Annotated in this window: 22 protein-coding genes; 12 read left to right on the top strand and 10 right to left on the bottom strand. The window is 48.7% G+C overall.

Features of this window, described 5'->3' with window-relative positions; all coding sequences use genetic code 11:
- Positions 1-10: 10 nt before the first annotated feature.
- From C3D30_RS09660 to sad, 4 genes are all read right to left on the bottom strand, one after another.
- On the bottom strand, positions 11-1,429 hold the full coding sequence (locus C3D30_RS09660; RefSeq protein WP_021550775.1) for a GGDEF domain-containing protein: 1,419 nt from the start codon (positions 1,427-1,429) through the stop codon (positions 11-13).
- Between the two features lie 138 nt (positions 1,430-1,567).
- The gene (locus C3D30_RS09670; RefSeq protein ID WP_001191034.1) at positions 1,568-1,927 is read right to left on the bottom strand and encodes a DUF4186 domain-containing protein; all 360 of its coding nucleotides are present in this window, start codon (positions 1,925-1,927) and stop codon (positions 1,568-1,570) included.
- A complete protein-coding gene (gene glsB, locus C3D30_RS09675) occupies positions 1,927-2,853 on the bottom strand; it encodes a glutaminase B (protein WP_000257426.1) in 927 nt (308 codons plus the stop codon). Before glsB ends, C3D30_RS09670 begins: the two co-directional genes overlap by 1 nt.
- A 63-nt stretch (positions 2,854-2,916) precedes the next feature.
- On the bottom strand, positions 2,917-4,305 hold the full coding sequence (gene sad, locus C3D30_RS09680; RefSeq protein ID WP_105286816.1) for a succinate-semialdehyde dehydrogenase: 1,389 nt from the start codon (positions 4,303-4,305) through the stop codon (positions 2,917-2,919).
- Positions 4,306-4,405: 100 nt separating this feature from the next.
- On the opposite strand from sad, the gene ptrR reads away from it, so the two are divergent.
- Both ptrR and ydeA read left to right on the top strand, forming a co-directional pair.
- A complete protein-coding gene (ptrR, locus tag C3D30_RS09685; RefSeq protein ID WP_105286817.1) occupies positions 4,406-5,266 on the top strand; it encodes a putrescine utilization regulator PtrR in 861 nt (286 codons plus the stop codon).
- A gap of 142 nt (positions 5,267-5,408) precedes the next feature.
- Positions 5,409-6,599 (top strand): L-arabinose MFS transporter, encoded by a 1,191-nt coding sequence (gene ydeA, locus C3D30_RS09690; RefSeq protein ID WP_000210463.1) that lies wholly within the window; start codon positions 5,409-5,411, stop codon positions 6,597-6,599.
- A gap of 150 nt (positions 6,600-6,749) precedes the next feature.
- On the opposite strand, the gene marC is transcribed toward ydeA, so the two are convergent.
- Complete coding sequence (marC, locus tag C3D30_RS09695) at positions 6,750-7,415, bottom strand: NAAT family transporter MarC (RefSeq protein WP_000885044.1); 666 nt, start codon at positions 7,413-7,415, stop codon at positions 6,750-6,752.
- A gap of 211 nt (positions 7,416-7,626) precedes the next feature.
- Here marC and marR point away from each other — a divergent pair, with 211 nt between their 5' ends.
- From marR to marB, 3 genes are read left to right on the top strand one after another with little or no spacing between them, the layout of a single operon-like run.
- The gene (gene marR, locus C3D30_RS09700) at positions 7,627-8,061 is read left to right on the top strand and encodes a multiple antibiotic resistance transcriptional regulator MarR (RefSeq protein ID WP_105286818.1); all 435 of its coding nucleotides are present in this window, start codon (positions 7,627-7,629) and stop codon (positions 8,059-8,061) included.
- A 20-nt stretch (positions 8,062-8,081) separates the two neighbouring features.
- Entirely contained in the window at positions 8,082-8,465 is a 384-nt protein-coding gene (gene marA, locus C3D30_RS09705; RefSeq protein ID WP_000091195.1) for an MDR efflux pump AcrAB transcriptional activator MarA, read from the top strand.
- A 30-nt stretch (positions 8,466-8,495) separates the two neighbouring features.
- On the top strand, positions 8,496-8,714 hold the full coding sequence (gene marB / locus C3D30_RS09710) for a multiple antibiotic resistance protein MarB (RefSeq protein ID WP_000803538.1): 219 nt from the start codon (positions 8,496-8,498) through the stop codon (positions 8,712-8,714).
- A gap of 30 nt (positions 8,715-8,744) precedes the next feature.
- Here the strand turns inward: marB and eamA are convergent, their stop codons facing one another.
- Complete coding sequence (gene eamA, locus C3D30_RS09715; RefSeq protein ID WP_000087209.1) at positions 8,745-9,644, bottom strand: O-acetylserine/cysteine exporter; 900 nt, start codon at positions 9,642-9,644, stop codon at positions 8,745-8,747.
- Between the two features lie 195 nt (positions 9,645-9,839).
- Here eamA and ydeE point away from each other — a divergent pair, with 195 nt between their 5' ends.
- Positions 9,840-11,027: an efflux MFS transporter YdeE gene (gene ydeE / locus C3D30_RS09720; RefSeq protein WP_021550770.1), complete on the top strand. Its 1,188-nt coding sequence runs from the start codon at positions 9,840-9,842 to the stop codon at positions 11,025-11,027.
- A 35-nt stretch (positions 11,028-11,062) separates the two neighbouring features.
- Here the strand turns inward: ydeE and C3D30_RS09725 are convergent, their stop codons facing one another.
- The gene (locus C3D30_RS09725; RefSeq protein ID WP_105286819.1) at positions 11,063-11,461 is read right to left on the bottom strand and encodes a rhodanese-like domain-containing protein; all 399 of its coding nucleotides are present in this window, start codon (positions 11,459-11,461) and stop codon (positions 11,063-11,065) included.
- Between the two features lie 94 nt (positions 11,462-11,555).
- Here C3D30_RS09725 and ftrA point away from each other — a divergent pair, with 94 nt between their 5' ends.
- The 3 genes from ftrA (at position 11,556) to mgtT (ending at position 12,834) form a co-directional block, all read left to right on the top strand.
- Positions 11,556-12,527, top strand: coding sequence for a transcriptional regulator FtrA (gene ftrA, locus C3D30_RS09730; RefSeq protein ID WP_123058524.1), 972 nt, complete (start codon positions 11,556-11,558; stop codon positions 12,525-12,527).
- A gap of 107 nt (positions 12,528-12,634) precedes the next feature.
- Positions 12,635-12,730: a protein MgtS gene (gene mgtS / locus C3D30_RS09735; RefSeq protein WP_000901364.1), complete on the top strand. Its 96-nt coding sequence runs from the start codon at positions 12,635-12,637 to the stop codon at positions 12,728-12,730.
- Positions 12,730-12,834, top strand: coding sequence for a protein MgtT (gene mgtT, locus C3D30_RS20585; protein WP_214678006.1), 105 nt, complete (start codon positions 12,730-12,732; stop codon positions 12,832-12,834). The genes mgtS and mgtT overlap by 1 nt, the downstream gene beginning before the upstream one ends.
- 115 nt (positions 12,835-12,949) lie before the next feature.
- On the opposite strand, the gene dgcZ is transcribed toward mgtT, so the two are convergent.
- Both dgcZ and ydeI read right to left on the bottom strand, forming a co-directional pair.
- Complete coding sequence (gene dgcZ / locus C3D30_RS09740) at positions 12,950-13,840, bottom strand: diguanylate cyclase DgcZ (RefSeq protein ID WP_105286821.1); 891 nt, start codon at positions 13,838-13,840, stop codon at positions 12,950-12,952.
- 258 nt (positions 13,841-14,098) lie between these two features.
- Positions 14,099-14,491 (bottom strand): YdeI family stress tolerance OB fold protein, encoded by a 393-nt coding sequence (gene ydeI, locus C3D30_RS09745; RefSeq protein ID WP_105286822.1) that lies wholly within the window; start codon positions 14,489-14,491, stop codon positions 14,099-14,101.
- Positions 14,492-14,781: 290 nt separating this feature from the next.
- Between ydeI and C3D30_RS09750 the strand changes: the two genes are divergently transcribed.
- Positions 14,782-15,300 (top strand): 2-oxo-tetronate isomerase, encoded by a 519-nt coding sequence (locus tag C3D30_RS09750; protein WP_105286823.1) that lies wholly within the window; start codon positions 14,782-14,784, stop codon positions 15,298-15,300.
- A 45-nt stretch (positions 15,301-15,345) separates the two neighbouring features.
- On the opposite strand, the gene dcp is transcribed toward C3D30_RS09750, so the two are convergent.
- Entirely contained in the window at positions 15,346-17,391 is a 2,046-nt protein-coding gene (dcp, locus tag C3D30_RS09755) for a peptidyl-dipeptidase Dcp (RefSeq protein WP_105284855.1), read from the bottom strand.
- A gap of 136 nt (positions 17,392-17,527) precedes the next feature.
- Between dcp and ydfG the strand changes: the two genes are divergently transcribed.
- Both ydfG and C3D30_RS09765 read left to right on the top strand, forming a co-directional pair.
- Positions 17,528-18,274, top strand: a complete 747-nt coding sequence (ydfG, locus tag C3D30_RS09760; protein WP_010346482.1) for a bifunctional NADP-dependent 3-hydroxy acid dehydrogenase/3-hydroxypropionate dehydrogenase YdfG — start codon at positions 17,528-17,530, stop codon at positions 18,272-18,274.
- 88 nt (positions 18,275-18,362) lie between these two features.
- A complete protein-coding gene (locus C3D30_RS09765) occupies positions 18,363-19,049 on the top strand; it encodes a GntR family transcriptional regulator (RefSeq protein ID WP_105286824.1) in 687 nt (228 codons plus the stop codon).
- Positions 19,050-19,219 lie beyond the last annotated feature (170 nt).

Here is a 19,219-nt window from a genome sequence, read left to right on the forward strand (position 1 = left end):
AACAAAGCTGTCAGACAACTTCCTCACCATAACGCATGGTACTGGTGCGGTTACGCCCGTCTTTCTTCGACCGATAGAGACACGTATCAGCTTCAACCATCAATTTATTGAAGTCATCGGTTAGTGTGCGGTATGAAGCATCCCCACTACCGACGCCGATGCTAACCGTCAGATAAAGCGTCTTTTGTTGCCAGTTGAACGGTTGCAGTTCCACGCCTTTACGAATTTTCTCCGCCATCAGCAGACCATCAACGGGATTCATTGAAGGCACGGCTACGGCAAACTCTTCGCCTCCCATTCTTGCCACCAGCCCCTTATCGCCGACAATTTTCTGAATATGCTGGGCAAACACGCTTAACACTTTATCGCCACACTCATGACCATAGTTATCGTTAATGCTTTTGAAATAGTCGATATCAAGCAGCATGACGGTCAGATGTTGTGTCTGTTGCAGCGATGGACTTTTCAGCGCCTCATAAAGACCGGATCGTGAGTAAACCTGAGTCAGAAAATCAAAATCGGCTCGCAGCGCAACTTGCTTCATTAGCGAATTAATCGCTGCCACGCTAAAGGAAACCATAATTGGGCAAATCGCCATCGTCGCTATGCCGAGACGTGCGGAGAACATTTGCGGAATAGAGAAAGGCGAACCGACGGCGATATCAATTACCGAATTTGCCACCAGTACGATCTCCACTGCTCCGGTGATAAAAGTCAGCAGACACGTCACCTGTGGCGTATAACGCACCGCACACCAGATTAATGCGGGCAGCGGGAACGCCAGACTCCCCGCTCCGCCAATGGCGACCGAGGCAATAACCGACACAATAAGCGCAATGACTGGCATCATCTGCTCTGCTTTAAAGCGCGGCCATACCCCAGGAATTGCCAGCGTCAGCATACAAGGAACAATCAACACGCCTGTTGAGAATTGTTCACTAAACCAGTCAGCAAGCAAAGGCCAGAAATCCAGGCTATCAATACTGACCGAACCAATCGCCCCGACGATGGCACATAATAAAGCGGCAATCAGACAATAATTAAATAACCGTAATGCGCTTACTGGCTCGTACTTATTTTTCCCCAGACGCTTATCCCGCATAACCAGTAGGGCGACAGTTACGATAAACATCATATTGGATAAATTGATAACCAGTGAAACCAGCCCCCATTCGGTGGTCATGGCATCATAAACCAGCATTGCCACGTAACAGATGGCATAGTAATGCAGACGATTAAGCCAGACGTAGCGGGCAAATACCCCTGCCATCACGCCATTCAGTGGCCAGAAAAGAGAAAGTTCGTGAACCAGGCGTAGCTCTGCACCTATAAAATAGAACAGCGTCGTTAGCGCAAAAATTGCAATGCTATTACGTAGTAGATGACCTTCCTGGAACAAACGGAAAGTGGATATGGGGTGTACATGCATTAATTATCTGTCCATACAATTGCGAGTGGCAATTATCTCAACGCAATAAGTAAATTCTCATAAAGGATAGCATGTTCGCTGACAGCGGCGACAAAGAAAGATATCAATCAGATGATCTTTTGGCTTTTACCACCATTCTTATGGCTGATTCATCTGAATAACCAGCCAGTGATAGATAACCGTCACAATATAACGTTGTTGTTCCTCACTTAACGAAACACCCTGCGGAATGTTATGCCACTTAGCCAGACAGCCACGGCAACAGGTCGCGGTAGCGTGCTGAGCGATAAACACCGGATGCCCACGCATGGGGGTTTGCTTACCGTCGTTCGCCGGTAATGCCGGAGCAAGACGCTTAGCGACAAAATCTGCCGCATGTTGTTCAATAACCGGCGCGCCCTTCTCCAGACAATACTGACGCTCCTTGACGCCCAGACGAAAGCGAGAGCGAAATTTTGAGCGGGATAAACGCGCGAAGAGTGGATCAAGTGACTGCATTAATAAACCGAGCGTCCTAATTGTTTCGTCAATTGTTCAAGTACTGCGATACCGGCAAGCGAGTTACCTGCATCATCCAGTTCCGGGCTCCATACCGCAATAGCCATTTCATGCGGGACGATCGCAACAATACCGCCGCCAACGCCAGATTTCGCCGGAAGCCCTACCCGCCAGGCAAACTCCCCCGCGTTCTGGTACATTCCGCTCGTTGCCATCAGCGCGTTAATTTGCCGTGCCTGCATTGGCGTCACTACGGGCTCATCGATATGAATAGCCTTTCCCTGATTCGCCAGAAAGACAAACGTCCGCGCCAGCTCAACGCAGCTCATTTTCAGTGCACAGTAATGAAAGTAGTTTTGCAGAACGGTTGTCACATCATGATGGAAATTGCCAAACGACTTCATCAGCCAGGCGATCGCCGCATTTCTTGCGGAATGTTCAAACTCGGAGCGGGCAACCACCGTATCGTAGGCAATATCAGACACGCCGCTTAAGCCACGCACGACTTCCAGCATACGTTGCCGTGGTGCGCTTAATCGCCCTTGCAGCATATCGCAGACCACCAGCGCACCGGCATTAATAAACGGATTACGCGGAATGCCCTGCTCCATTTCCAGTTGCACTAAGGAATTGAACGGAGATCCCGACGGATCTTTGCCGACGCGTTGCCAGATTTCCTCTTCGGAGTAATGACGCATGGCGACAACGAGACTCAGCACTTTGGAAATAGACTGAATGGAAAAACGTTCTTGCGCGTCTCCGGCCTGGAAAAGCTGCCCATCAACGGTACAGATAGCAATCCCCAGACGGGAACCATCAACGGTTGCCAGTGCCGGAATATAATCAGCGACTTTACCCTGACCGATCAGCGGTCGCACTTGCCGCAAAATGGTCTCTAAAATTGCATTATCCATGGCGACAGCCACTCTCTGCTCCTTGCTCGCAGGTCTGAAAAGACCTGCGAGTATAACAGAGCTAAATATGTGACGTCAGATCCGGTCTTTCCACACCGTCTGGATATTACAGAACTCATGTAAGCCGAAATGAGAAAGTTCACGCCCAAAACCGCTCTTCTTCACACCGCCAAAAGCAACCCGTGCGTCGCTGGCACAGAAACCGTTGATAAACACGCCGCCGCATTCCAGACGTGCCGCCATCTGTCTGGCTTGTGTTTCGTCAGTAGTAAAAATCGTCGCAGAAAGGCCGAACTCACTGTCATTAGCCAGTTCCAGCGCATGTTCTGCATCTCTCGCTACGGTGATTGCCGCAACGGGGCCAAACATTTCTTCCCGAAACGCGGTCATTTCTGGGGTGACATTTGCCAGAACCGTTGGCGGATAGTAGTTACCTGCCCCAGCCATCTTTTCCCCACCCAGTAACAGACGTGCGCCCTGCGCCAGGGTTTTTTCCACCTGATGATGCAACTCATCACGCAAGTCAAAACGTGCCATCGGACCAAGATCGTTCTCTTCGTCACGGGGATCGCCCATTTTCAACGCTGCCGCAGCCGCTACAAAACGTTCGGTAAATGCCGAAGCAATCCCCTCTTCGATGATAAAGCGTTTTGCCGCCGCGCAAACCTGTCCGGTATTCTGGTAACGCCCGGCTACCGCCGCTTTCACCGCCAGTTCCAGATCGGCATCGTTAAGCACAATAAACGGATCTGAACCGCCCAGCTCCAGTACGCATTTTTTCAGTGCCGCACCAGCCTGTGCACCAATAGCCGCCCCTGCACGGACACTTCCGGTTACGGTGACCGCCGCAATACGTGAATCTTTAATCATCTGACTGACACCATCGTTGTCAGCATTCAGCCAGCCATATACGCCTTGTGGGATACCCGCATCTTTAAACACCTGGGCAATGAGCTGAGCACAGCCCATCACATTCGGCGCGTGCTTAAGTAAGTAACCGTTACCTGCAAGAATGATGGGAACAGCGCCACGCATCACCTGCCATAAAGGAAAGTTCCACGGCATAACCGCCAGAATCGTCCCCATCGGTCGATACTCAATAACCGCCTGCTGATTCTCAACCAGCGTTGGTTCCGCTTTCAGCATTGCCGGGCCATGCTCTGCATACCAGTCACACAAATTCGCCGATTTCGCCACTTCGGCACGTGCCTGCTTGATGGGTTTACCCATTTCACGGGTGATCATTTGCGCCATCTCTTCGCTGCGAGTGCGCAGAGCTTTACCGATATCACGTAGTTTTTCCGCCCGGTAATCTACGCTTGTCTCGCGCCAGCCGCGAAAACCTTCCACTGCAAGCTGAAGAGCGTTTTCAATATCGTCAGCGCCAGCCCAGGGCAGTGAAGAAAGTTGTTCACCATTGGCTGGATTTATCGAAATGGCATGGGTCGCCGGAGTGATGGTCATTGGGGTATCTCCTTTATGAGTTATGGTTTGAAGATACGTAGATTTACTCTTGTTTAAAAATGAATAATATTAAGCCACTTATTCACAAATCGAGAATACTATGGATCTGACTCAACTGGAGATGTTCAACGCAGTTGCCGAGGCTGGCAGCATTACCCAGGCTGCGGCTAAAGTTCATCGTGTGCCGTCGAATCTCACGACTCGTATACGTCAACTGGAAACAGAGCTCGGTGTTGAGCTGTTTATCCGCGAAAATCAGCGTTTACGTCTCTCTCCCGCCGGGCATAACTTTTTACGCTACAGCCAACAAATTCTCGCGCTGGTGGATGAAGCGCGAAATGTCGTGGCTGGCGATGAGCCGCAAGGTCTGTTTTCTCTCGGATCGCTGGAAAGCACCGCCGCAGTGCGTATTCCGGTAACGCTGGCAGAATTTAACCGCCGTTACCCCAAAATTCAGTTTTCACTTTCCACCGGCCCTTCTGGCACGATGCTGGACGGCGTACTGGAAGGAAAACTGAATGCGGCATTTATTGATGGGCCGATTAACCATACCGCCATCGACGGGATACCGGTATATCGCGAAGAGCTGATGATCGTCACGCCACAAGGACATGCGCCAGTAACCCGCGCCAGTCAGGCTAATGGTTACAACATCTATGCCTTTCGCGCCAATTGTTCTTACCGCCGTCATTTTGAGAGCTGGTTTCATGCTGACGGCGCAGCACCGGGGACTATTCATGAGATGGAATCGTATCACGGGATGTTGGCCTGTGTGGTCGCGGGTGCGGGCATTGCGCTTATCCCACGATCTATGCTGGAAAGTATGCCCGGGCATCATCAGGTTGAAGCGTGGCCGTTGGCTGAGAAATGGCGCTGGTTAACGACCTGGCTGGTCTGGCGTCGCGGGGCGAAAACGCGTCCGCTTGAGGCGTTTATTGAACTGCTGGATGTACCAGACTAAATGTTGTACCTGCTACTCACGCTGCCGTTGATACAGCATGAATCGGCGAAACGCGACATAGATCACAAAACCGTTGTATTCAGATCATTAACCGTTTTAAGATCATTTCATTACCTTTTCGCAACTCATCCGATAATCGGTTATGACAACAAATATTGTTTCCCGCAAAGTGGCGTGGCTACGGGTCGTTACGCTGGCAGTTGCCGCCTTCATCTTCAATACCACCGAATTTGTGCCTGTAGGTTTGCTTTCTGATATTGCGCAAAGCTTTCATATGCAAACCGCACAAGTCGGTATCATGTTGACCATTTATGCGTGGGTGGTGGCGCTAATGTCACTGCCTTTTATGCTAATGACCAGTCAGGTTGAACGCCGCAAATTACTGATCTGTCTGTTTGTGGTGTTTATCGCCAGCCACATACTGTCGTTTTTATCGTGGAGCTTTACCGTTCTGGTGATCAGTCGTATTGGTGTGGCTTTCGCCCATGCTATTTTCTGGTCGATTACGGCGTCTCTGGCAATCCGTATGGCACCAGCCGGGAAGCGAGCGCAGGCATTGAGTTTAATTGCCACCGGCACAGCACTGGCGATGGTATTAGGTTTACCTCTCGGGCGCATTGTGGGGCAGTATTTCGGCTGGCGAATGACCTTCTTCGCAATTGGTATCGGGGCGCTTATCACCCTTTTGTGCCTGATCAAATTACTTCCATTACTGCCCAGTGAGCACTCTGGTTCGTTAAAAAGTCTTCCGCTGCTGTTTCGTCGCCCGGCATTGATGAGCATTTATTTGCTGACGGTAGTCGTGGTCACCGCCCATTACACGGCATACAGCTATATTGAACCTTTTGTGCAAAACGTTGCGGGGTTCAGCGCCAACTTTGCCACAGCATTGCTATTGATGCTCGGTGGTGCAGGCATCATTGGTAGCGTGATTTTCGGTAAGCTGGGTAATCAGTACGCATCTGTGCTGGTCAGCGCGGCGATTGCGCTATTGCTGGTGTGTCTGGCGCTTCTGTTACCTTCGGCAAGTAGTGAGATACACCTCGGCGTGCTGAGCATTTTCTGGGGGATTGCGATGATGATCATCGGGCTTGGGATGCAGGTTAAAGTACTGGCGCTGGCACCGGATGCCACCGACGTTGCGATGGCGCTCTTTTCCGGGATATTTAATATTGGCATTGGCGCCGGAGCACTGGTGGGTAATCAGGTAAGTCTGCACTGGTCGATGTCGATGATTGGTTATGTGGGTGCAGTTCCGGCACTCGCCGCGTTGATATGGTCAATCATCATATTCCGCCGCTGGCCAGTGACACTCGAAGAACAAACACGGTAGTTTAAAGACCCGAACAGGCCGCTTTGTTCGGGTCGGTAAATACAAAAGCACTCAAGCTCAATACATTGCAGAGATTACGTAGACCTGATAAACGTAGCGCATCAGGCAATGTTGCATTTGTCATCTGCCTCAGACCCATTCGGGTCTTTTTTAATGGTAAGTTTTAATAATTTCCAGGATGCCATTAATAATAAACTGCACGCCCATACAAACCAGCAAGAAGCCCATCAGGCGGGAGATTGCTTCAATTCCCCCTTTCCCCACCAGCCGCATAATGGCACCAGAGCTACGCAGGCTTCCCCATAAAATGACCGCCACCAGGAAAAAGATCAGCGGCGGCGCAACCATCAGAACCCAGTCCGCGAAGGTTGAACTCTGACGCACCGTTGACGCCGAGCTAATGATCATCGCAATGGTTCCCGGTCCGGCGGTACTTGGCATTGCCAGTGGCACAAAAGCAATATTGGCGCTGGGTTCATCTTCCAGTTCTTCTGATTTGCTTTTTGCTTCCGGTGAATCCGTTGCCTTTTGCTGAGGAAAGAGCATACGGAAACCGATAAACGCGACAATTAAACCACCGGCAATACGTAGACCGGGAATCGAAATTCCGAACGTGTCCATCACCAGTTGCCCGGCGTAATACGCCACCATCATGATGGCAAATACGTATACCGAGGCCATCAACGACTGGCGATTACGTTCGGCGCTGTTCATGTTGCCCGCCAGGCCAAGAAATAACGCGACTGTCGTTAATGGGTTGGCTAACGGCAGCAACACCACCAGCCCCAGACTAATTGCTTTAAACAAATCTAACATTGGTGGTTGTTGTCCTGTGTGTCTGAGTAATCAGCGAAAAGTATAAAGGGAAAACAAAGAGAAAGTTTCACTCTTTAACTAATCTTGCATAGCACTGACCAAAACTTGAACCGATTTAGCAAAACGTGGCATCAGACAATTCATTCATTTGACATATACTTGCCTGGGCAATATTATCCCCTGCAACTAATTACTTGCCAGGGCAACCATTGTGAAAAGTACCAGCGACCTGTTCAATGAAATCATCCCCTTGGGTCGCTTAATCTATATGGTTAATCAGAAGAAAGACCGTCTGCTTAACGATTATCTGTCTCCGCTGGATATCACGGCGGCACAGTTTAAGGTGCTCTGCTCTATCCGCTGCGCGGCGTGCATTACACCGGTCGAACTGAAAAAAGTGTTGTCGGTCGACCTTGGAGCACTGACCCGTATGCTGGATCGCCTGGTCTGTAAAGGCTGGGTAGAACGGTTGCCGAACCCGAATGACAAGCGCGGCGTGCTGGTAAAGCTCACCACCAGCGGCGCAGCGATATGTGAACAATGCCATCAATTAGTTGGCCAGAACCTGCATCAAGAATTAACAAAAAACCTGACGGCGGACGAAGTGGCAACGCTTGAGCATTTGCTTAAGAAAGTCCTGCCGTAAACAAAAAAAGAGGTATGACGATGTCCAGACGCAACACTGACGCTATTACCATTCATAGCATTTTGGACTGGATCGAGGACAACCTGGAATCGCCACTGTCACTGGAGAAAGTGTCAGAGCGTTCGGGTTACTCCAAATGGCACCTGCAACGGATGTTTAAAAAAGAAACCGGTCATTCATTAGGCCAATATATCCGCAGCCGTAAGATGACAGAAATCGCGCAAAAGCTGAAAGAAAGCAACGAGCCGATACTCTATCTGGCAGAACGTTATGGTTTCGAGTCCCAGCAAACGCTGACCCGAACCTTCAAAAACTACTTTGATGTTCCGCCGCATAAATACCGGATGGCTAATATTCAGGGCGAATCGCGCTTTTTACATCCATTAAATCATTACAATAGCTAGTTGAAACGTGACAACGTCACTGAGGCAATCATGAAACCACTTTTATCCGCAATGATAACCGCGCTTATTGTCTTTTCTGCGCAAGGCTTTGCGGAACAAACCACGCAGCCGACGGTTATTCCCTGTGGTGATGAAGTGATTGTTCCCCCATCGCAGGAACAACCACCATTCGATTTAAATCACATGGGTACAGGCAGTGATAAGTCGGATGCGCTGGGCGTGCCCTATTATAATCAACACGCCATGTAGTTAATTCTGGCCCCGACATCTCGGGGCTTATTAACTTCTCACCTTCACCGCTTTACGCCACCGCAAACCAAACACATTGATATACAGCCCGCCCATTATCAGCACCGCACCGAAGAATTGCAGACCCGTTAATCGTTCATCTAACAATAACGCCGCACTTGCCAGACCGACCACCGGGACAAGTAACGATAACGGTGCCACGCGCCAGGTTTCATAACGCCCAAGCAGCGTACCCCAGATCCCATAGCCGACAATTGTCGCCACAAACGCCAGGTACATCAGAGACAAAATGGTGGTCACGTCGATAGTGACCAGGCTGTGAATCATTGTTGCGGAACCATCGAGAATGAGCGAGGCAACAAAAAACGGGAGAATCGGGATCAATGCGCTCCACACTACCAGCGACATCACTGCCGGGCGCGATGAGTGCGACATGATCTTTTTATTGAAGATGTTGCCACACGCCCAGCTAAATGCTGCCGCCAGGGTCAGCATAAAACCGAGCATCGCCACATGTTGACCGTTCAGACTATCTTCAATCAACACCAGCACGCCAAATATCGCTAAGGCGATCCCCGCCAGTTGCTTGCCATGTAGTCGTTCACCGAAAGTAAACGCGCCGAGGACAATCGTAAAAAACGCCTGAGCCTGTAAAACCAGCGAAGCAAGACCTGCAGGCATACCGAAGTTAATGGCGCAGAACAGAAAGGCAAACTGCGCAAAACTGATGGTTAAACCATACCCCAGCAGCAAATTCAGCGGTACTTTCGGTCGTGCTACAAAAAAGATTGCCGGGAAGGCTACCAGCATAAAGCGCAAACCGGCCAACATGAGCGGTGGCATATTATGAAGCCCCACTTTGATGACCACAAAATTAAGCCCCCACACAACCACTACCAGTAGCGCCAACACCCCATCTTTTCGCGACATTCTACCGCCCCTGAATTTTCATCTTTTGTAAGCAATCAACTTAGCGGAATTTACTTTTCTTTAACAGTTGATTCGTTAGTCACCGTTTACGACGGCATTAATGCGCAAATAAGTCGCTATACTTCGGATTTTTGCCATGCTATTTCTTTACATCTCTAAAACAAAACATAACGAAACGCACTGCCGGACAGCCAAATGAACTTATCTCTGCGACGCTCTACCAGCGCCCTTCTTGCCTCGTCGTTGTTATTAACCATCGGACGCGGCGCTACGCTGCCGTTTATGACCATTTATTTGAGTCGCCAGTACGGTCTGGGTGTCGATTTGATTGGTTATGCGATGACAATTGCGCTCACTATCGGCGTCGTTTTCAGCCTCGGGTTTGGCATTCTGGCGGATAAGTTCGACAAGAAACGTTATATGTTACTGGCAATTACCGCCTTCGCCAGCGGTTTTATCGCCATTCCCCTGGTGGACAACGTGACGCTGGTGGTGCTGTTCTTCGCACTCATCAACTGCGCGTATTCCGTTTTTGCTACCGTGTTGAAAGCCTGGTTTGCCGATAATCTTTCCTCCGCCAGTAAAACGAAGATCTTCTCGATCAACTACACCATGCTCAACATTGGCTGGACCATCGGCCCACCGCTCGGCACGCTGTTGGTAATGCAAAGTATCAATCTGCCCTTTTGGCTGGCAGCCATCTGTTCTGCGTTTCCTGTGCTTTTCATTCAAATTTGGGTGAAACGCAGCGAGAAAATCATCGCCACAGAAACAGGCAGCGTCTGGTCTCCAAAGGTTTTGTTACAGGATAAAGCTCTGCTGTGGTTCACCTGCTCAGCCTTTCTGGCCTCTTTCGTGAGCGGAGCGTTTGCCTCGTGCATTTCACAATACGTGATGGTGATTGCTGATGGTGATTTTGCCGAAAAGGTGGTCGCGGTTGTTCTTCCGGTTAATGCTGCGATGGTAGTTACGTTGCAATATTCCGTGGGTCGGCGCATTAATCCGACCAACATCCGCGCGCTAATGACGGTCGGCACTCTCTGTTTTGTCGTCGGTCTGGTCGGGTTTATCTTATCGGGCAACAGCCTGCTACTTTGGGGAATTTCAGCCGCCGTGTTTACTCTTGGCGAAATCATTTATGCCCCTGGCGAATATATGTTGATTGACCATATTGCACCATCAGGGATGAAAGCCAGCTATTTTTCCGCCCAGTCTTTAGGCTGGCTTGGTGCAGCGATTAACCCATTAGTGAGTGGCGTCGTGCTCACCAGCCTGCCGCCGTCCTCGCTGTTTGTTATCTTAGCGTTGGCGATCATTGCTGCATGGGTGCTGATGTTAAAAGGCATTCACGCAAGACCCTGGGGACAGCCGGTTCTTTGTTGACTCACTGCCGTGCCTTAACGGCACGGCTTGACTCATTATTTTCCTGTTGCAAAGGCGTAGCCTTCATCTTCCCAGCCGGTTACCCCGCCGATCATGATTTTAACTGGCCTTCCTAACCGAGCCAGTTTGAGTGCCGCACGGTCTGCGCCGTTACAATGTGGCCCCGCGCAATACACCACAAACAGAGTATCTTCCGACCATTGAGCCATTCTCTCTTCGGTCATTTGCTTATGGGGCAGATGAATCGCGCCGGGGACATGCCGACGGGCGAAATCCTCTTCACGCCCGACCACATGCAGCAAAACGAAATCATCGCCAATGTAGGCCAGCGAGTCATGAACATCGGCGCAATCCGTTTCGACACTCAAACGCGCGAGAAAATGCGCTTCGGCAACGTCCGGTTTCGCTGCGGTAAATTCAGTGACATAACGCATATTGCTTTTTCCTTTTGGGTTGTTGTGTTAACAATAATGTAACCAATCAACCTTTCACTGACCGCCTTCCGATATGCCAGAAAAAAGCAAAATGATGACAATAGTACAACGACCGCTAGTCGCTGTGCTGGCCTATGACGGGCTTTGTACTTTTGAATTCGGTGTAGCCGTTGAAATCTTCGGTCTGCCACGCCCGGAACTCGGCGATAACTGGTATCGGTTTGCTGTTGCGGCGGTAGAACCCGGCGCGCTGCAAGCTACTGGCGGGATCCACGTAGTTGCGGATGGCGGGCTGGAGCTACTGACTGAAGCCGATATGATTATTATTCCAGGCTGGCGCGGTATAGATGCAACAGTACCAGAAGTACTATGTCAGGTGTTGCGCGAAGCACATCAACGCGGTAGTCGTCTGGTATCGATATGCTCGGGCGTATTTGTCCTTGCCGCCGCAGGCCTTCTTCACCAGCGAAAAGCGACCACCCACTGGCGCTACACTGAACAACTCCAGCATCGTTACCCTTCAATTCACGTAAGTGACAATGTGTTATATCAGGATGAAGGACAAGTGATGACATCCGCCGGAAGCGCAGCAGGGATCGATCTGTGCTTACATATCGTGCGCAAAGATTATGGTCACGAAATTGCTAATAATGTCGCCCGGCGGCTGGTCATTCAGCCACATCGCCACGGTGAGCAACCACAAAACCTGACACGCCCGATGGCTGCGCCGCGTGAAAGCCATACGTTAGGCGCATTATTCGACTTTTTACAGCAAAATCTGGCACAAACGCATACCGTTGCCTCTCTCGCCGGACGAGTGAATATGAGTCAACGTACTTTTTTAAGACGTTTTGTCGCCTTAACGGGTATGACACCCGCCCGCTGGCTTCTCAATGAGCGATTAATGCGAGTGGAGGATTATCTGCAAAATTCGTCGTTTAGCATCGATAAAATTGCCGAGCTGACGGGGTTTGGTAATTCATCTTTACTGCGTCATCATTTTCACCAGCGTTTTTTATTATCCCCTTCACAATATCGGAAAAACAGCCGCTCCTCATCACATTAACCCTCTAATTCAGCCTTCGTTTAGGTTACCTCTGCTAATATCTTTCTCATTGAGATGAAAATTAAGGTAAGAGAGGAAACACACCACACCATAAACGGAGGCAAATAATGCTGGGTAATATGAATGTTTTTATAGCTGTGCTGGGAATAATTTTATTTTCTGGCTTTCTGGCCGCGTATTTCAGCCACAAATGGGATGACTAATGAACGGAGATAATCCCTCACCTAACCGGCCCCTTGTTACAATTGTGTACAAGGGGCCTGATTTTTCTGATGGCGAAAAAAAACCGCCAGTAAACCGGCGGTGAATGCTTGCATGGATAGATTTGTGTTTTTACTTTTGCGCTAACAGGCGTTTCTCTGCACTGGTAACGGATCATTGACACAGTAGCACTATTTTTCTCAATGAATGTTAAACGGCGCTTAAACTCGGGTAATCACGTTTTGTTCGTCAATAAACATGCAGCGATTTCTTCCGGTTTGCTTACCCTCATACATTGCCCGGTCTGCTCTTCCGATGACTACATCCAGCGGTTCTTCAGGAAATGCACGGCTCACACCTGCGGTCACGGTTATGTTGATATGCCCTTCAGAATGTGCGATTGCATGGTTATCGACTAGCTGGCAAATGCGTACTCCGGCACGACAGGCATCTTCATCATTAGCAGCTTTGACAATGATGATAAATTCTTCGCCGCCATAGCGATAAACCGTTTCATAATCACGTATCCAGGTAGCTAAGTAAGTTGCCAGGGTGCGTAATACCACATCACCGATTAAATGCCCGTAGGTATCATTAACCAATTTAAATCGGTCTATATCCAGCAGCATTAAATAGAGATTCAGTGGTTCAGCATTACGTAATTGATGATCAAAGGATTCATCAAGAACCCGACGACCAGGTAATCCAGTCAGAACATCCATATTGCTACGAATCGTCAGTAAATAAATTTTGTAATCGGTTAATGCTGCCGTAAAAGAAAGTAACCCTTCCTGAAATTCATCAAAATGAGCGTCCTGCCAGCGATTTTCGACAATAGCCAACATTAATTCCCGACCACAGTTATGCATATGTTGATGGGCAGAATCCATTAGCCGAACGTAAGGTAATTCATCGTTATCGAGTGGCCCCAGATGATCAATCCAGCGACCGAACTGGCACAGTCCATAAGAATGGTTATCCGTAATTTCTGGCTTACTGGCATCTCTCGCTACCACGCTGTGAAACATACTCACCAGCCATTGGTAATGGGCGTCAATAGCCTTATTGAGATTTAACAAGATGGCATCGATTTCCGTTGTCTTCTTGATCATTGCCACTCCTTTTTCACAGTTCCTTGTGCGCCGTATTCTACCGAGAGAAAAGAAAAATTACGTCAATATTTTAATAGAAATCCTAATCTGAGACGACGTTAAAGATAACATTGTGATTTAAAACAAAATAAGCAGATAAAAAAGTGTTTAATTCTGTAAATCATCTCTTCCTTGCGCCATAAAACAGAGGCAAATAACATAAACAGCAAAGCCTGATGCCCCAATTGATTGGGCCATCAGACGCATTTATTTTTGTGACTATTTCTGCAGATGTGTGACCCGAACCACGGCTGGGGTGCTTTTCTTATCCAGACTCCCGCTAATGTTGATCATCTGGTCAGGCTGAACTTGTCGTCCATCAAAAACGGCAGCAGGAATAACAACATTAATTTCACCGCTCTTATCGCGAAAAACGTAACGGTCTTCACCCTTGTGGGAAATTAAATTACCTCGTAATGAAACTGAGGCACCATCATGCATAGTTTTCGCAAAATCAACGGTCATTTTTTTTGCATCATCAGTTCCGCGATAGCCGTCTTCTATTGCATGTGGCGGTGATGGCGCAGCACCCTGTTTTAAGCCGCCCTGGTCATCCGCTAACGCATAAGGCATGACAAGAAAACCTGCTAATACAATGGCCTGAAATTTCATACTGACTCCTTAATTGCGTTTGGTTTGACTTATTAAGTCTGGTTGCTATTTTTATAATTGACAAATAAGAATCATACTGATTATTATAAAACAATTAAAATCAGTCAGCTAGCAACAAAATCTTCAGCAAATTTAACTCATAAAGACAATAAAAAGATTAAAGAAAGCTGTGTTTAAGTCTTAAGTATATTTTCAGAATAATCGGCTTTATAAATTTGATTTTTATTATAGTGAAAAAACATACAAAAAAGGCAAATCATCTTTGCAGCTAATAACGTGGACAAACAACGATGAACATTAATAGCAATAAAATTGTACAACTTGCAGATAGCGATACCATTGAAAACCTGACATCCGCGTTGAGCCAAAGACTTATCGCTGATCAATTACGCTTAACTACCGCCGAATCATGCACTGGCGGTAAGTTGGCTTGCGCGCTGTGTGCTGCTGAAGACACACCAAAGTTTTACGGCGCAGGCTTTGTCACCTTTACCGATCAAGCCAAAATGAAAATCCTTGGCGTCAGTCAGCAATCTCTTGAGAAATATACGGCAGTGAGTGAGAAGATAGCGGCAGAAATGGCAACTGGTGCCAAAGAGCGCGCAGATGTCGATATGAGTATTGCCATTACCGGCTACGGTGGGCCTGAAGGTGGGCAGGATGGTACGCCCGCAGGCACAGTCTGGTTCGCATGGAATATTAAAGGAAAAATGCATACTGCGGTTATGCATTTTGATGGCGATTGCGAAACGGTATTAGCATTGGCGGTTCGATTTGCACTGGCGCAGCTTTTGAAATTACTGGAGTGACGTTCTGGCCTGGCTTCACGCCAGACCAGCCATATTTACAGAAAATTAGACGTCCAGCCCGCGATGTTGCAACATCGGTGCAATCTGTGGTGCCTTACCGCGCCATTGACGATACAGGCGTTCTAAATCTTCGCTGTTGCCTCTGGAAAGAATCGCCTCGCGAAAACGTTGCCCATTCTCACGCGTTAAGCCGCCCTGCTCGACAAACCATTGATAACCATCGTCTGCCAGCATTTGCGTCCACAAATAGGCGTAATATCCCGCCGCATATCCGCCACCAAAAATGTGGGCGAAATAACTGCTGCGATAACGTGGCGGTACGGCGGGAAGATCCATATTTTCCGCCGCCAGCGCCCGCAGTTCGAAATCATTCACATCCTGCATCGCTTCATGCTCTTGCAGACAGTGCCAGCGCATATCAAGAAGTGCGGCGCTAAGCAGTTCGCTCATCTCATAACCTTTATTGAACAGGCTGGCATTACGCATTTTTTGTTGCAACTCTTCCGGCATTGCTTTCCCGGTCTGATAATGCCGGGCGTAGCGCGCGAATACCTGCGGATGCATTGCCCAATGCTCGTTGATTTGCGAAGGAAATTCGACAAAATCGCGTGGTGTATTGGTGCCAGAAAGCGTGGCATAACGCTGGCAGGCAAACAGACCGTGCAACGTATGCCCAAACTCATGGAATAATGTAATAACATCGTCCCACAGCAACAATGCGGGTTCGTCTGTTGCCGGTTTCTGATAATTACAAACGTTATAGATTACCGGGCGTGTTTCATTGAGCGTAGATTGCTCTACAAAATTACCCATCCATGCGCCGCCGCTTTTTGAATCACGGGCGAAGAAATCACCGTAAAATAACGCCAGTCCCTCGCCATTATGATCAAAAATTTCCCATACGCGGACATCAGGATGGTAAACAGGAATATCAAAACGTTCGACAAACTTAATACCGAAGAGCTGATTGGCGGTCCAGAATACACCTTCATTCAACACCGTGTTTAATTCGAAATAAGGTTTAAGCTGCGCCTCATCGAGACAGAATTTCTCCCGCCGCACCTGTTCAGCATAAAATGCCCAGTCCCACGGCTGGGCGCTGAACCCGCCCTGCTGATTATCAATAACCGCCTGTATAGACGCTAATTCATCGCTCGCACGTTGACGTGCCGCCGGAACAATTTCCCGCATAAAGTTGAGTGCTGCTTCTGGTGTTTTTGCCATCTGATCGGCAATTTTCCATGCGGCATAATAAGGGAAACCAAGTAGTTTCGCCTGTTGGGCGCGGATCTCCACAAGCCGTTGAATGATGGAACGAGTATCATTGCCATCGTTTTTTTCCGCGCGTGTCCACCCCGCAGTGAACAGTTTTTCACGTGTAGAACGATCGCGGAGTTCCGCAAGCGCCGGTTGTTGCGTGGTATTCAGCAATGGAATAAGCCATTTGTTTTCCAGACCTTTCTCGCGAGCCGCCTCAGCCGCCAGCGCAATTTCTTGCTCACTCATGCCTGCCAGTTGCTGAACATCGTCAACCACCAGCCCACCGAATTTGTTCGCGGCTAATAATCGCTGGTTAAACTGACTGGTCAGGGTTGCGGCTTCTGTGTTCAGCAATTTTAATTTTGCTTTATCAGCATCTTCAAGTTTGGCACCGGCAAGAACAAAACGCTGATGAATAACTTCAACCAAACGAATAGATTCACTATCAAGACCCAGCGTTTCGCGCCGCTGCCAGACAGCATCTACCCGCGCGAATAATTCACCATTCAGGTAGATATCATTCGCCAGTTCCGCCAGTTCCGCCGAGAACTGTTCATCAAGACGCTGTAATTCATCATTAGTATGCGCCGAGGTCATGGCAAAGAAGACGCTGGTAACACGAGTGAGTAATTCCCCGCTCTTTTCGAGAGCCAGAATAGTGTTATTAAAATCGGGCGTCTGCGGGTTTAAAGCTATCGCCTCTATCTCAACCCGCTTTTGCCGCATTCCCTCATCGAATGCCGGGCGATAGTGTTGATTTTCAATCTGATCAAAATGGGGAGCCATATACGGCAGAGTACTCTGCGTAAGGAAAGGATTCGTCGTTGACATTTTCTACTCCTGAAAACGAGGTGTTCCATAGCGTAGGCTTACTAATAACGGAGTGCAATCTTGCAAACCAGTATTACCCGCTCTTAAGCATCACGTGCTATGTTATTGACACACAAAATCGTTGAGGAACAGTGAGATGATCGTTTTAGTAACTGGAGCAACGGCAGGTTTTGGTGAATGCATTACGCGTCGTTTTATTCAACAAGGGCATAAAGTTATCGCCACTGGCCGTCGCCAGGAACGGTTGCAGGAGTTAAAAGACGAACTGGGCGATAATTTGTATATCGCCCAACTGGACGTTCGCAACCGCGCCGCCATTGAAGAGATGCTGACTTCGCTTCCTGCCGAGTGGCGTAATATCGATATTCTGGTAAACAATGCTGGACTGGCGCTGGGTATGGAACCTGCACATAAAGCCAGCGTTGAAGACTGGGAAACCATGATTGATACCAACAATAAAGGCCTGGTGTATATGACCCGCGCTGTCCTGCCTGGCATGGTCGAGCGTAATCATGGTCATATAATTAACATTGGCTCAACAGCGGGTAGCTGGCCATATGCTGGTGGTAACGTTTATGGCGCGACAAAAGCGTTTGTTCGTCAGTTCAGCCTGAATCTGCGCACTGACCTGCATGGCACGGCAGTACGCGTCACCGACATCGAGCCGGGGCTGGTGGGTGGCACCGAGTTTTCTAATGTCCGCTTTAAAGGCGACGACGATAAAGCGGAAAAAACCTATCAAAACACCGTTGCGCTGACGCCAGAAGATGTCAGCGAAGCAGTCTGGTGGGTTGCCACACTCCCTGCTCACGTCAACATCAACACCCTGGAAATGATGCCGGTTACCCAAAGCTATGCCGGACTGAATGTCCATCGCCATTAATTTTTATACCCGGCTTAACCGCCGGGTTATTGCTTGTCACAAAAAAGTGGTAGACTCACGCAGTTAACCCACTCACAAGCAAGAACGAATGACCGTCGAAACGCAACTTAATCCCACACAACCTGTCAATCAGCAAATTTATCGTATTCTTCGCCGCGACATTGTCCATTGCCTAATTCCACCGGGCACACCGTTGTCGGAAAAAGAAGTTTCTGTTCGTTTCAATGTGTCACGCCAGCCGGTTCGTGAAGCCTTCATTAAACTGGCAGAAAACGGCCTGATTCAAATTCGCCCGCAGCGTGGCAGCTACGTCAATAAAATTTCCATGACTCAGGTACGCAACGGTAGTTTTATTCGTCAGGCTATTGAGTGTGCCGTTGCCCGCCGGGCGGCGACCATGATTACTGATAGCCAGTGCTATCAGCTTGAGCAAAATCTCCACCAACAACGTATTGCCATTGAACGCAAACAGCTGGATGATTTTTTTGAGCTGGATGATAACTTCCATCAAATTCTGACGCAGATTGCCGACTGTCAGCTTGCGTGGGACACCATTGAAAACCTGAAAGCAACTGTTGACCGCGTGCGCTATATGAGCTTTGACCACGTATCGCCGCCCGATATGTTATTACGTCAACACATGGATATTTTTACTGCTCTACAAAAACATGATGGCGATGTGGTAGAAAAAGCAATGACTCTGCATTTGCAGGAAATAAGTGAATCCGTGCAGCTGATCCGCCAGGAAAATAGCGACTGGTTTAGCGAAGAGTAATTCATTTCCTCTCATCCCATCCGGGGTGAGAGTCCATCACCTTCTTCTGGTTCATGCAAGCATCAAAAAAGATGTGAACTTGATCATAAACAAAAAAATATTCACTCGACAGGAGTATTTATATTGCGCCCGTTACGTGGGCTTCGACTGTAAATCAGAAAGGAGAAAAC

The organism is Escherichia sp. MOD1-EC5433, from assembly GCF_002966005.1.
Classification (GTDB): Bacteria; Pseudomonadota; Gammaproteobacteria; order Enterobacterales; family Enterobacteriaceae; genus Escherichia; species Escherichia ruysiae.